The sequence below is a fragment of the Pseudomonas syringae group sp. J309-1 genome (assembly GCF_032582135.1).
Classification (GTDB): domain Bacteria; phylum Pseudomonadota; class Gammaproteobacteria; order Pseudomonadales; family Pseudomonadaceae; genus Aquipseudomonas; species Aquipseudomonas quasicaspiana.
In genome coordinates, this window is the sequence record NZ_JAWHNU010000028.1 from 1 (window position 1) to 13,847 (window position 13,847).

Annotated in this window: 7 protein-coding genes; 2 read left to right on the forward strand and 5 right to left on the reverse strand. The window is 58.3% G+C overall.

The features are described 5' to 3' along the window. Positions 1–152 precede the first annotated feature (152 nt). Positions 153–4,886 (reverse strand): dermonecrotic toxin domain-containing protein, encoded by a 4,734-nt coding sequence (locus RX972_RS16060; RefSeq protein WP_316876837.1) that lies wholly within the window; start codon positions 4,884–4,886, stop codon positions 153–155. A 176-nt stretch (positions 4,887–5,062) separates the two neighbouring features. Here RX972_RS16060 and mnmC point away from each other — a divergent pair, with 176 nt between their 5' ends. Then, positions 5,063–7,039: a bifunctional tRNA (5-methylaminomethyl-2-thiouridine)(34)-methyltransferase MnmD/FAD-dependent 5-carboxymethylaminomethyl-2-thiouridine(34) oxidoreductase MnmC gene (gene mnmC / locus RX972_RS16065; RefSeq protein ID WP_316876839.1), complete on the forward strand. Its 1,977-nt coding sequence runs from the start codon at positions 5,063–5,065 to the stop codon at positions 7,037–7,039. Between the two features lie 964 nt (positions 7,040–8,003). Here the strand turns inward: mnmC and RX972_RS16070 are convergent. The 4 genes from RX972_RS16070 to glnT form a co-directional block, all read right to left on the reverse strand. Continuing rightward, positions 8,004–9,347: an FMN-binding glutamate synthase family protein gene (locus RX972_RS16070; RefSeq protein WP_027901061.1), complete on the reverse strand. Its 1,344-nt coding sequence runs from the start codon at positions 9,345–9,347 to the stop codon at positions 8,004–8,006. Positions 9,348–9,362: 15 nt separating this feature from the next. Then, positions 9,363–10,046: a protein glxC gene (locus tag RX972_RS16075; RefSeq protein ID WP_095097189.1), complete on the reverse strand. Its 684-nt coding sequence runs from the start codon at positions 10,044–10,046 to the stop codon at positions 9,363–9,365. An 11-nt stretch (positions 10,047–10,057) separates the two neighbouring features. Next, positions 10,058–10,963: a class II glutamine amidotransferase gene (locus RX972_RS16080; protein ID WP_231667627.1), complete on the reverse strand. Its 906-nt coding sequence runs from the start codon at positions 10,961–10,963 to the stop codon at positions 10,058–10,060. Between the two features lie 141 nt (positions 10,964–11,104). Further along, complete coding sequence (gene glnT, locus RX972_RS16085) at positions 11,105–12,439, reverse strand: type III glutamate--ammonia ligase (protein ID WP_231676743.1); 1,335 nt, start codon at positions 12,437–12,439, stop codon at positions 11,105–11,107. Positions 12,440–12,730: 291 nt separating this feature from the next. Between glnT and RX972_RS16090 the strand changes: the two genes are divergently transcribed. Beyond that, positions 12,731–13,336, forward strand: a complete 606-nt coding sequence (locus RX972_RS16090) for a helix-turn-helix domain-containing protein (protein WP_027901065.1) — start codon at positions 12,731–12,733, stop codon at positions 13,334–13,336. Positions 13,337–13,847: the final 511 nt, after the last annotated feature.

Below are 13,847 nucleotides of genomic sequence, written 5' to 3' on the forward strand. Positions count from 1 at the left end.
GAGCAAGCTCACTCCTACAGGGTCCGTGTTTGCTGCGCGACAGCGTGGTGTCAGGGACACCGGGGCGACTCCCACAGCAACGATATCTGTAATAGCTGACAAGCCTGAGACTAATCCATCCACGGCAAAGTTGCCGGAGGTGGATCAATGAATCAGAACCATTGCTGGCGCATGTTATGGGTCAGCTGTTCCAGCAAGGCTCTTTCGGCAGCCTCCAGACTCGCAATCAGGGCTCGGCCCTGTCGGTCGTATTCATCGTTATCAATCGGCGGATTGGCTATCAGTTGTTCAAGCTCAAGATTTTCCCGTGCCAAGGCTTCCAGATCGTTCGTCACGTGGGCAGCAACCAGTCGTGCGTTGACCTCACTGCGCCGACGCAGATCCTCGGCGATATCAATAGGTGGTTGTTCTTCAAGGGCATCCATTTGCTCTCTGATGGACGCAGTCACCCGCACCAGATCGGTTTGATGCTCGGCGCGCAAGCGCTCGGTCCAGCGACGATCAGCCAGCGCGTAGTTCACAAACCCGTCACCCATTTCGCGCTCCAGCACCAGGCGCCGTGCCGCGAGAATCGCCTGACGATCCACCGAAGCCAGTCGGGCCCAGGCCATGCTCAATGGCTGCCCTGGCAAGTTCAAATCGCCAGCCAGACCGATTCGATACGCCATACGGACTTCGGCATGATCAACATGAATGCCGCGACTTTCCCTGCTGGCGATTTCCAGATCAGCAATGGCCTGCACCTCGTTAAGGCGAAACAGGCCACGCATAACCCGAAACAGCACTTCGGTATGCCGCGCCCCGGACACGCCTTGCAACTCCCTCCGGGAATAAACTGCAACCTGAATATCGCTGAAAATAAGCCTCGCGCCGTCCTCACAGGTCTGATCAGCGCCGAACAGCCGATCATTGGCCATGACTTCCAGCTCAGCGCGCAGCGCAGGGTCCTCCCCTGCGGCCTCGAGCACCCTCATCACGTCATTGGCCAGTTCTTCGTGAAAGCGCTGAAAATCCGGAGCCTCTTGAAGGCGCTGCAGCAACAACAGCAGGTGGGGCGCATCCGCCGCCTCTTCCACCGTTTGCCAGGCAATGTTGAGTCTTGAATTAAGTTCAGTGCGTCCTTCGACCAGCCAGATATCCGCCACTGGTACCGGCGGCGCCAGGGGCGTATGACCGGCATTGTGTGTATGCCAATCGACATCGTCATCCGACGAGGCTTCGTCATCACTGGAGGTGGTATCCACCACCAGATCACGAATCTCCTCCGGGAAGTCGTATTCAAGGCGATAAGTCATGTCGAAGCCGTGATCATTGACCCAGAACCTGCGCAGTTCCTCATGATCGATAGGGTTGCCATAAGCATGGATCGTCATCTGCGACGGCTGCCCCATGCTGTTATCGAGGATGTAGTCAGGCAGGTGCACGATCTGGTTGTCACTGATATCCAGCGTATGCAGGGGAAGGCTGTCGATCCATGAAGGCCACTGGGTCAATCCCGTTTCGTTGAGCCAGAGTGTCGACACATGCAGGCGACCGACGTCGATGATTTCCCCAATTACGTTACCGGTCAGATCCAGGTCGTCCAGGGCTCGCATCCTCATGAACAGATTCATGGATTGCTGATCGATCGTCAGCCCCATGCCTTCGAGGGACAGATGAACCAGATCCCCCATTCCGGCCACGCCTTCGGGTATTTCAGTCAAGCCACGGCCGAGTATTTCAAGCCGGTTCACCGCAGGAAAACGTCCCAGGAAGCGGTTGATATCCTCGGCTGCACCCGTGATGTTATTCAGCGTCAGATGGTGAACCTGTGCATAGTGGGCAGGCAGGTCGGGCAGATCGGAAAACCCGGCAAAGTCGAGGTTCTCCAGCAAGAGGTTCCTGGAGTGCATAGGCGATATCAGGTCACTGAATCGCCAGGTACGACCTAACGCATCAGCGACGACCCGGCGAACAGCCAATCGCTCGTTGCTGATTGAAGGGCCGGGACCACTTGGGTTTACCCAACCTTCCAGCGCACTGCGCAACATTTCCCAAGACTGCAATCTGGCCCGGGTCATTTCCACCAATTGCGGGATGTCCCAGCCCCGCAACATCAGATTTTGCACATGGGTTGCCAGATCGGGCGCTTCCGGATACAGGATGCTCATCGCCGTTATCAACTCAACAGACTCAACTGGCAAATCGGGCAGCGCCGCGCCCCGCCCGCTCAACTCATAACCCAGACGCCGATCCGCCAGACGTGTCGGGCCACGAAAACCGGGGGTAATTTCCTTAAGGCCAAGAGTCTTCGCAACCCGCCTGCGTTGTCCGGCGGCGTCGCTGACAATGCGTCTACGCAGCGTAACGGCATCAGTGATGCCGATGGCACGCGTTACTTCGGCGGGCAAAGCCTTGATGACAGACGCGAAGAATTCAGCTTGAGGTGCGAGTTCTTTACCTGCGACATCACAAGGCAGGAAGCGATTGCCTTGCTTGATCAAAATCCTTCGCCGGGTAGTCGAACGCTCGCCTATGCCGTCCAGCAAAGGCCCGCCGAACGCACCGTCCCTGATTTCAATCCGCAGGTCTTCGGGCCATCCCGGCAGTTGTTGCAAACCCTGCAAGGACAGTTTCAGCGTGTCAGGGCTGCCCGAGCGCGATTGCAGAAAGAAGCCTTCAAGGGCCTGGTTGATCCGGGTTTGCTGCAGGTAACCGCGTGCCCTCCCCGTCATCTCGACAGGGATAGATTGCGTCGTACGCAGGGCCGCCAACTGCTCGGCGCTGGCTTCAAGCAGCAACTCGCCAGCGGCTGCGCTGGTCATGCCCGGAAAATCCCTTTTGATGAGCTGCACCATGGGGTCATTGCTGGCTTCGCGCATCTGATTGAGGCGCTCGAACAGCAACTCCGGGTGCTCGACATTCATCTGCATCACACGCTCGTTCAGCGCGAAACGTTCAATGACGTCCGTCAACGCTCCGGGCGGTGGCTGTCCCTCAAGATGCAACGTGGTGAGCAACGCCTGATCAGTGCCCGTTACGCTCAAAACATCTTCAGTGGCTTGCGCGGACAAATCCGCCACCGAATAGCCCAGACGCCGGAACGAGGTTTTCAAATCCCACAGCAACGGGTTTTCACCTTCATGCCGCCAGGCGCCTGCGCCGTTGTGCTCCAGTTTTGGAGAAAAACGCTTACCGCGAGGCGCTCTGATTCGCCATTTATTCAGCGCAGTGTCCAGCTCTACCCGGTAGAACCGCCCTTGCAGCCCTATGTATTTAACCCCCTGATGCTCGAAGACACCCTCGGCACTGGGCTTGATACCTTGCGGCAGGATGACATCGACAGCGAAGGGCTCGAGGTCGGCTGACCACAGTCGCGCCTGACCATTTTCCAGCCTGACCGGTATCATTTTGCCTACAAACGAGGAGTCCTTGATCGCTGGCAGTTCACCTGAAGACGCTGCTTTACCTGCGGCGGCAAAGACCGCGAGCATCGCCAGGTTTTCCGCAACACTGGCCAGATGTTCAAGCGCCTGGTCCATATCGCCAACCATCCATGCTTCAACGCCCTCAAAGGTGTCGACCAGTAATTGCGCACCCGCCACCACCATCATGACCTCGCCCAGAACCGGCACAAATAAAGCCGCCAGACTGGCCACGTTCATGCCGATTGCCAGGCAGTGAGCCAGCCGTGCGCGGCGTGAGGCTTCATCCTCATCGCCGGTGGGCACAGCCAATGCCCTGGCATCGTCCTTGATGCGCAACATTCGCTGAAAATACAAATACTCCAGCAGTGGATAAGGAAGGGGCTCGGCGATCAGCTTCAGGTCGGCATGCTCATCGACCTCAGGCACCCTCCACATTCTGGGTATAAGCCCCGTATCCCCGGGCACACGACGGTCGCGCATCGGTGTCAGACACGCGCCAAGCGTGGTGAGAAATTCGGCCCTGCGGCGTTGCGCGATAAAACCGGCGAAATAGCGTTGGTATCCAGCTTTTCTCAGCTTTGCACGCAGCTCTTTCGCGAACTGATCCAGTGACTCGTATTCCTTGAGGGGTGCAGTCGGGTCGCCCGGCACATACACCACACAGCCGCTGAGGCTGCGAGCCTGGAAAACCAGAACGTCGCGCACAGCAAAACCGAGCAGTGTCAGATGCTGGATATCCACGGCCTGCGTCTGTCCCTGATCCGCCCAGTGCCCGCTGGCTGCAAGCACCGAGCGATAAGCGTCGCCGGACAGCACCTCGCTCCCTTGCATGTAGGCAAGGTGCGCCTGGACGTAAAAAGCATTGCGCGCCTGATGACACAGCACATCCTTGATCTGTGTGGTGCTTAACGCCCCCGTCGCCAGCGAGTTTGAAGCCGGCTCCAATACAGTCTTGAGATGATTCTGATATTGGCCACCAATATCGAGGGTGCGACATAACGCCATGAACTTCGCGGGCGACACCCTCAAGGCGTGAGGGTAACTGCTGCCCGACGCGAAGTTCGCAAGATCAGGCTTGCCGTGATAAATCACCGAGTCGGCGGTGACCTCATCAACTTCCTCCTGGTGAAAATTCTGCAGCGCAGCCTCCAGTAAAGACTGCACGGTAAAGCTGCGCTCCACCAACTCACTGGGCAGTGGCACCCAGGTATCGGCGAAGCGGACGTGGCGAAAATGGTCACGGTCGACATCCAGCCCAGGCCCGAATGCCTGTGTCAGCGCCCTCGATAACAACGGCCTGGCGAACGCCATAAGGTCTTGCATGCTGCCCAGAACCTTCTGCACCTGGCTGCGCAGGTGATGGCTGCGCAGCATGTCGCGATGCAATCGCTGACGCGACTCCGCGGTTGCATAGACGTACCAGGATGGAAGGGTGTTTTTGATGTGGTGATGGTGAGGCTGGATTGCAGATTTGCTCATTGCATGACTCCTATAGAAGAGTCTGCACGTGATCAGGTTTGGTCGTGCCTCAGGGGGTAGATAGTTAATACCGGCTTGAGTTTTTTTCTTCATGTAGCGCTATATAGCCCAGCGCCTACAGGTCCGGTGCTTGCTACGCTAAGATGCACGCCCCCGCACACAAACCGAGCCAGACTGTGACCATCACCCGCCATGCCCAGATCGACTGGGACGAACAGGGCAACCCCCATTCCCGGGAGTTTTCCGACGTCTACTTTGCGACGGGAGCAGGCCTGGAAGAAACCCGACACGTATTTCTGGTGCAAAACGACCTGCGCGATCGTTTTAGCGCATTGCAGCAAGACGATCGGTTGGTGATTGGCGAGACGGGTTTTGGTACCGGACTGAATTTTCTCTGCGCCTGGCAGTTGTTCGCCGAGTGCGCACCTGCGTCTGCGAGACTGCATTTTGTCAGCGTCGAGAAATTCCCCCTCAGCCAGTCGGACCTGCATAGAGCGTTGAACCTCTGGCCGGAACTGTCGCCTTTTTCAGGCCCGCTGCTGGAGCAATATGTGGCGGTGCATGAGGGTTTTCAGCGTCTGGTGTTCGACGGCGGGCGGGTCACGCTGACCCTGCTGATCGGCGATGTACTGGACATGTTGCCGCAACTGGATGGGCAGATTGATGCATGGTTTCTGGATGGCTTCGCCCCGGCAAAAAATCCGGAGATGTGGACGCCCGAGCTGTTCGCCCAGCTGGCCAGACTGGCCGCACCGGATTCGACCATCAGCACCTTCACCAGTACCGGCTGGGTCCGTCGCGCCCTGAACGCTGCGGGCTTCAAAATGAAGCGCGTGCCGGGCATTGGACACAAGTGGGAAGTGTTGCGCGGCACCTTCCTTGGCTGGCCGGAAGATGCCACGCCAGCGCCAGCGATAAAACCCTGGTTCGCTCGCCCCGCGCCACTCAATGGCGAACGCAAGGCCATGGTCATTGGCGGCGGAATGGCAGGTTGCACCACCGCTGCAAGCCTTGCGGCAAGAGGCTGGCAAGTGACGTTGATAGAGCGTCACAACGACCTCGCGCAGGAAGCGTCGGGTAACCCGCAGGGTGTTCTTTATCTGAAACTGTCCGCCCACGGCACAGCGTTATCGCAACTGATACTCAGTGGTTTTGGTTATACCCGCCGTATTCTCGAACGCCTGCAAAGGGGCGTCGACTGGGATGCTTGCGGCGTTCTGCAACTGGCCTTCAACGACAAGGAAGCCCAACGTCAGGCACAACTGGCGACCGCATTTCCTGAAGAGCTGCTGCATCTTCTGGACAAGCCGGCCGCCGAAGCCCGCAGCGGTGTGCAGCTAGAGCACGGCGGCCTGTTCTTTCCGGAAGGGGGCTGGGTGCATCCACCTGCGTTGTGTCATGCGCATGTCGGTCATCCAAATGTTCGCGTGCAACTGCATCACAACGTTGTCGAGCTGCGTCGTGAGTCCGGCCAGTGGCAAGCCTGGGATGGCGACGTGTTGCTTGATCAGGCCGAGGTCGTGGTCCTTGCAGGTGCCGCCGATATAAAGCAATTCCCCTTGAGTGCGGCTCTACCGCTCAAGCGTATTCGCGGACAGATCACGCGCCTGGCGCAGACCGAGGCCAGTAAAGCGCTGAACACGGTGGTGTGCGCCGAGGGCTACGTTGCTCCGGAAAGGCTGGGTGAACATACGCTGGGGGCCAGTTTTGATTTCACTAATGAGGATTTGAGTCCCAGCACCGCCGATCATCTGGGCAACCTGCAGCTTTTGCAGGAAATCTCGGCGGACCTGAGTGAACGTCTCGATGTCGCTCATTTGCCGACGCAACAGTTGCAGGGTCGGGCGGCGTTTCGCTGCACCAGCCCGGATTATCTGCCGATCATCGGGCCGTTGGCGGACAAGGACGCGTTCGTCCAGGCCTATGCTGCCCTTGGCAAGGATGCCCGACAGATTCCCGAAACGCCCTGCCCTTGGCTGGATGGTTTGTACATCAATAGCGGTCATGGCTCACGCGGTCTGATTACCGCGCCACTGTGCGCCGAGTTGCTTGCTGCCTGGCTTGATAATGAGCCGCTGCCACTGCCCCGCAGTGTGGCTGAGGCGTGTCATCCGAATCGGTTTATGTTGCGGGAGTTGATTCGGGGGAAGTAGTTACAGCTTGGCTTGGTCGCGCTCGGGTTATGTGTACATATCCGTTGATGAGGTAACGGCATCTATTGGTTGCGCTTTTACAGCGCGTCACTTTTGATGGAGCGCAAAAGTAACCAAAACGCTCTTGCCCCACCACTGGGTGCCTCGCTGTCGCTCGGCATGCCCGTAATCCGACATTGCTGCGGGGGGCCGCCGCCACCGGCCATCCATGGCCTGAGGCGGCTAAACCGGCATCCCTGCCGGTTTACCCCACGCAGCAATGTCGAATTCCGGCCGGCGTGGTTTAACGGGGCGCTTAAGATCAAAATCAAAATCAAAAGCAGAGCAGATCAAAATCAGAGCGAAAACGGCAGGATCGCCTCGGACCGGTAGGAGCGAACTTGTTCGCGATACGTCCGCACAGCCACCACGGGCATTGTCTGACACACCGCTTCGCAGCCTTCGGCAGCTCCTACAGAATGTCGGCAAACCCAAGAAAACAGGTCGGCTGTCAGGCCGCCGCGCTTTTGATGTTGATCTGAGGCGCCCCGTTAAACCACGCTGGCCGAACGCAGATTCTGAACCGTGGGCAACCCGGCAGGACGCCGGGTTAGCCGCATTGGGCCATGGATGGCCCGTTGCGGCGGCCCACGGTTCAGGATCTGCGGGCGGGTACACCGAGCGACAGCGAGGTGCCAAGTGGTGGGCAAGAGCGTTTTGCTTACTTTTGCGCTTTCAAAAGTGAGGCGCTGTAAAAGCGCAACCAATATCAGCCGTGGCTCCGGTAACGGATATGTACACAAGAATTGCTGCATGAAAGTTGTGTAGATACCTATGCCGCGAAAGAGCGACGCGGCCTGCAGTAAAACCGCGGTGTTCTTATCGTCGCAATGCCGCCCAGACCAAGCACCGCTCTCACAGGAAACCGAGTTCGCCACGCGACAACGCGGTGCCCAAGGACACCGCGCCGTCTACCGCATACCTCTCAATATCCCGTAACCGCCCCTGGAATCCACGAAGTCCCTGCCAGCGGCACCCGCGCCATCGCCGCTGATTCAACCGTCAATGCCACCAGATCCTCAGGATCAAGGTTGTGCAGGTGCGATTTGCCGCAGGCCCGGGCCATGGTCTGTGCTTCCAGGACCAGCACCCGCAAGTAGTTGGCCAGACGACGGCCACCTTCCACAGGGTCCAGACGCTTGGACAACTCAGGATCCTGCGTGGTGATACCCGCAGGGTCGCGACCGTTCTGCCAATCGTCATAGAAGCCCGCCGCCGAACCGATTTTTTTCAGCTCCTCGTCCAGACGTGGATGGTTATCGCCCAGCGCGATCAACGCCGCAGTGCCGATGGCGACAGCATCAGCACCAAGCGCCATGGCCTTGGCGACGTCGGCACCATTGCGAATGCCGCCGGAAACGATCAACTGAACCTTGCGGTGCATGCCCATCTCTTGCAGCGCCTGAACAGCTTGCGGGATGGAGCAAAGAATCGGCAGGCCGACGTGCTCGATGAACACCTCCTGCGTTGCCGCCGTACCGCCTTGCATGCCGTCGAGCACGATCACGTCGGCACCGGCCTTGACCGCCAGCTTGACGTCGTAATACGGGCGACTTGCGCCAATCTTCACGTAGATCGGTTTTTCCCAATCGGTGATTTCGCGAATCTCGGCAATCTTGATCGCCAGGTCATCCGGGCCGGTCCAGTCCGGGTGGCGACAGGCCGAACGCTGGTCGACGCCAATCGGCAAGGTGCGCATGCCGGCCACGCGCTCGGTGACTTTCATGCCCAGCAGCATGCCGCCACCGCCAGGTTTGGCGCCCTGCCCCAGCACGATTTCGATGGCATCCGCTTTGCGAAGGTCATCAGGGTTCATGCCGTAACGCGATGGCAGGTACTGATAAACCAGATGCTGAGACTGACCACGCTCTTCCGGGGTCATACCGCCGTCACCGGTGGTGGTGCTGGTCCCGGCAATGGAGGCCCCGCGACCCAAGGCTTCCTTGGCGTTGGCCGACAATGCGCCGAAGCTCATGCCAGCAATGGTCACCGGGATTTTCAGGTGCAGCGGTTTCTTGGCAAAACGGTTGCCGAGGATCACGTCGGTGCCGCACTTCTCGCGATAGCCTTCCAGCGGATAGCGGGACACGCTAGCGCCCAGCAACAGCAAGTCATCAAAGTGCGGCAGCTTGCGCTTGGTGCCGCCGCCGCGAATGTCATAGATGCCGGTTTCGGCGGCGCGCTGGATTTCCTGAATGGTCAGCCGGTCGAAGGTCGCTGATTCGCGCAGTACGGGAGTCGCTGCTTTCGGGTTAATAGAGTCGCTCATGGTGTGGCTCCTGAATCAGTACGCAGACGCGTTATCGACTTTGAAGTTGTACAACTGACGGGCCGAGCCATAGCGCTTGAAATCAGCGGCCTTGTGCTCGAAACCGGCGCGATTGAGCAACCCTTGCAGTTCTTCCAGATGCTCGGCGCGCATCTCTTTCTCGATGCAGTCCGAGCCCAGGGATTCCACGGTGCCTTTGACGTAGATGTGGGTTTCGTACAGCGAATCGCCCAGCGCATCGCCCGCGTCACCGCACACCACCAGTCGCCCGGCCTGGCCCATGAAGCAGCTCATGTGGCCGATGCTGCCACCGACCACGATGTCGATGCCTTTCATGGAAATGCCGCAGCGCGCTCCGGCATCACCTTCAATGACCAGCAAGCCGCCGTGAGCCGTGGCGCCTGCAGCCTGGGACGCGCTGCCTTTGACCCGCACGTAACCGGACATCATGTTCTCGGCACAACCCACGCCGACATTGCCGTGCACGGTGATCGAGGCCTTCTGGTTCATGCCTGCGCAGTAGTAACCGGCATGGCCCTGAATATCGATGGACACCGCTTCGTTGACGCCGACCGCCAGGTTGTGTGCGCCGTTGGCGTGAGTCACTACCCACTCGCGGTCCTGCACGTTATTGACTTGATCGTGCAGCGCCTGATTCAGCTCGCGGACGGTGGAGGTGGAAAGATCGATGGTTTTCATGTGTGCGCTCCTTAAGCCGACTCGCGTTCCCAGATGTACATGGTGGCCGGGACGGGTTCCCAGACCTTGGCGTTTTCGATACCAGGCAGGCTCGACAGCGCCTGATACTCCGAGGCCATGGCCACGTAATCATCGGTTTCCGCGAGAATGGCTGGCTTGCAGGCAATCGGATCACGGATCACCGCGAAGCCATTACGGGTGCCGATGGCGAAAGTGAAAAAGCCGTCCAGTGCGTCCAGCGAACTGTCCAGGGCGGTCTTCAGCGAATCGCCCTGTTGCAGACGCCAGGCGAGGTAACCGGCGGCCACTTCAGTGTCGTTTTCGGTGTCGAAATTGATGCCTTCGCGGCGCAGTTCCTGACGCAGGCGGAAATGGTTGGACAGCGAGCCGTTGTGCACCAGGCACAGGTCCGCGCCTGTCGAAAACGGATGACTGCCTTCCATGGTCACCGCACTTTCCGTGGCCATGCGGGTGTGGCCAATGATGTGGCTGCCCTTCATGTTAGCCAGACCGAAGCGTTCGGAAATCTCCTTTGGCAGGCCCATACCCTTGAGAATCTCGATGCTCTTGCCGGCACTCATGATCCGCACGCTGGGTGCCAGTTCAGCCACGGCGGCACGCACCACCGCTTCTTCGGCCTTGACCTTGAGCACGATGGCGCTGGCGTTCTGAAACCAGTCCAGCGACGTCGCCAGACGACCTTCCAGCGCGGCAACCAGTGCCTGAAAGTCGTAGTCTTCAGTGGTCGCCTGCAAGGTCAGTTTGATCCAGCCGTCCCCCACTTCATCGCCATAAATCGCAAACCCTGCGCTGTCCGGGCCGCGATCCGTCATGGCTTCGAGCATCGGTTCAAACAACTTGCCGAGCTGGGACTCCAGCGCCGGATTTTTCAAATACAAGCCAACGATTCCGCACATAGCCTCACCTTGTTCGGGAGCGGTAAGCTGCAAGCTTTAAGCTGCAAGCTGACCGGGTAGATAAATAGTTTTGTGTCGTTGCCGCAGACTGCTTTTCCTTGCCGCTTGCAGTTTGAAACTCGCAGCTGCCGCCCAGCTAAATCAGAAAAACTCGGTGTAGCGCTTGATCTCCCAATCACTCACATGGCGGCTGTACTCCACCCACTCCATGCGCTTGAGCTTGATGAATTCGCCAACGATTTCCTGACCCATCACTTCAGCGAACAACGGGTCCGCTTCCAGGGCATCGCAGGCTTCCTTGAGGGACTGCGGCAGCGTCTTGATGCCGCGCGCGGCGATTTCTTCAAGGCTCAGGCTGTACAGGTTTTCGTTGCAGATCTGCTCGGGTTCCAGCTGGCGGTCGATACCGTCCAGGCCCGCAGCGATGATCGCGGCGCTGACCAGATAGGGGTTGCACCCGGCGTCCGGCAGACGGAACTCGAGGCGGCCGTAAGGCACGCGGACCATGGCCGAGCGGTTGTTGGCACCAAAGGCAATAAAGGCTGGCGCCCAGGTCGCGCCGGACAGTGAGTTGCCCACTACCAGGCGTTTATAGGAATTGACTGTTGGCGCAGCAAAGGCACACAGCGCCGGGCCATGGGCAAGCAGACCTGCGGCGAAGTGGTAGGCCATTTTCGACAGGCCCATACCGTGTTTATCGCTGGCATCGAAGAACAGGTTTTTGCTTTCGGCGCTGCTGATCGACAGGTGAAAGTGCATGCCGTTACCGGCGCGCTTCGGGTCCGGCTTGGGCATGAAGGAGCAGATCATGCCCATGTCATTGGCGATCTCACCGGCCGCCATGCGGAAGAACGTGAAGCGGTCCGCCGACTCCATGGCATCGCTGTAGGTGTAGTTGATCTCGAACTGGCCGTTGGCGTCTTCGTGGTCGATCTGATAGATCTCGAAGCCCACCGGCTGCAAGGCTTCGGTCAGACGCTCAAGGAAGGCCCGGGAACGGGACAGGCCTTTGTAGTCGTAGCAGGGTTTGTCGAGGTTATCGCTGGCATCGACCAGTTGCAGCTTGCCGCTTTCATCGCGACGCATCAGGTTGAATTCAGGCTCTAAACCGGTATTGAGGGTCCAGCCCTTGTCTTTCAAACGCTGCACTTGTTGCTGCAACACATAGCGGCTGTCGTAAGGATGTGGCTGACCATCAACATGCCCGATGCACACCACCCGGCCATAACCGGGTTGCCACGGCACGGGAATCAGTGTCGATAAATCGCCTTTGGCCATGAAGTCCGGCCCGTGCGGCTCCATACCCATGCCGCAGATAGCGAAGCCTGCGAACCCGGCACCCGCCTCGGCTACGGCCTCAAGACCACAAACCGGCACCGATTTGGTTTTCGCCGCGCCATGAATATCGACGAATTGCGCCAGCACGTATTTGATCCCGTGCTCCTCGATCAAGCGCTGTGTTTCTGGTGGCAACATGAGTGATCACTCCTCGCGATAGGCAAGCGTTGTAGTAGGGATGACGGTTTCACTTTCCATCGGAACACTGAATATTCCGAAAGGGAAAGTTACTTTCCCAACAGGAATGCAAGCTACTTGCCAACTTGGTATACCAACGGGAGAAAGGAATCGAGGGGCGAAATTCTGCTGTATATATGGGAAACTCGTTTTCCCACGAGGAATAATCAGCCGCCGAAAAATTAAGAGCGGGAAAAAACGCACATTCTCAGTGCGAAATTAAATTTCACGAACGGAAAACGTGCACACCTGATGAACATGCCGAACGAACCTGAACCGAAGTTGAAGCTTGAGCAGTACCTGGGCATTCAGATCAAACGCCAGCGCCAGGCGCAGGAGCTGAAGCTGGCCGACGTTGCGCGTATCGCGGGCATCAGTCAGGGCATGCTGAGCAAGATCGAAAACGCACAGGTCTCCACCAGTCTGGATAACCTGAGTCGGCTGTGTGATGTGCTGGGCATGCCTATGTCCAAGCTGTTCGCCCAGTACGATCAGAAAGGCAGCAGCGCGCTGTTGGTCAAGGCCGATGAAGGACTTGAAGTGGTGCGGCGCGGTACTGAGAAAGGCCACACCTACCACCTGCTCAACCACACCCGAGGCCCGAAGAAGAGTTTCGAGGCGTACATGGTGAGCATGGACGACGCCAGCGAGGAGTTCCCGACCTTCTCCCACCCCGGAACCGAGTTTCTGCATCTGCTGGAGGGCGAACTGGTGTATCGCCATGGCAACCAGCTGTACCGCATGGAAGCCGGTGACAGCCTGACCTTCGACGGCGACATCCCCCATGGCCCGGAAGAACTGGTCAAAGTGCCGATCCGCTTGTTGTCGATCATGAATTACGGCGCGCAGGGGGAGTAAGAGCGGCTCGCTTCTAAATCCAGCATCTCTATCTATGTGGGAGATTCTATGTTGGCCTGCAAACACAAATCCGTGGGAGCGAATTCATTCGCGAAGGGGCCGGTACATTCAAGTATCTGTGCCGTCAGGAATGACGCCTTCCCGAATGAAGTGGAGCGCCACCCCGGTCGGTCCCACGGGCTCATCATGAACCTGAAGCCGTACACAAATCCGTGGGAGCTGAGCTTGCTCGCGATAAGGGCACCGCGATCTATCCTGAATCCAGTCCAGCCTTATCGCGAGCAAGCTCAGCTCCCACATAGACCGCGCTATTCCTTAGGACCGGCCGGGATTGCAGGTGAACATAGAATCTCCCACATGGAAATTGCATTCCAACCCAACAAATGCGCGCTTCAGCGCTGTTAACCCATTAAATCCCTCAATACCTAAAATTTCCCTACAGTAAAAAAAGTTTCCAGAAAATTCTGGACGCAGGATTTTCTTTCGCCTATAAAACCGCCTCATGAATATT

What these genes read in the sequence shown, in the direction of transcription:
- RX972_RS16060 (WP_316876837.1), bottom strand. Translation starts at nt 4,886, where the DNA reads ATGAGCAAATCTGCAATCCAGCCTCACCATCACCACATCAAAAACACC.
- RX972_RS16080 (WP_231667627.1), bottom strand. Translation starts at nt 10,963, where the DNA reads ATGTGCGGAATCGTTGGCTTGTATTTGAAAAATCCGGCGCTGGAGTCC.
- RX972_RS16075 (WP_095097189.1), bottom strand. Translation starts at nt 10,046, where the DNA reads ATGAAAACCATCGATCTTTCCACCTCCACCGTCCGCGAGCTGAATCAG.
- glnT (WP_231676743.1), bottom strand. Translation starts at nt 12,439, where the DNA reads ATGTTGCCACCAGAAACACAGCGCTTGATCGAGGAGCACGGGATCAAA.
- RX972_RS16090 (WP_027901065.1), top strand. Translation starts at nt 12,731, where the DNA reads ATGAACATGCCGAACGAACCTGAACCGAAGTTGAAGCTTGAGCAGTAC.
- RX972_RS16070 (WP_027901061.1), bottom strand. Translation starts at nt 9,347, where the DNA reads ATGAGCGACTCTATTAACCCGAAAGCAGCGACTCCCGTACTGCGCGAA.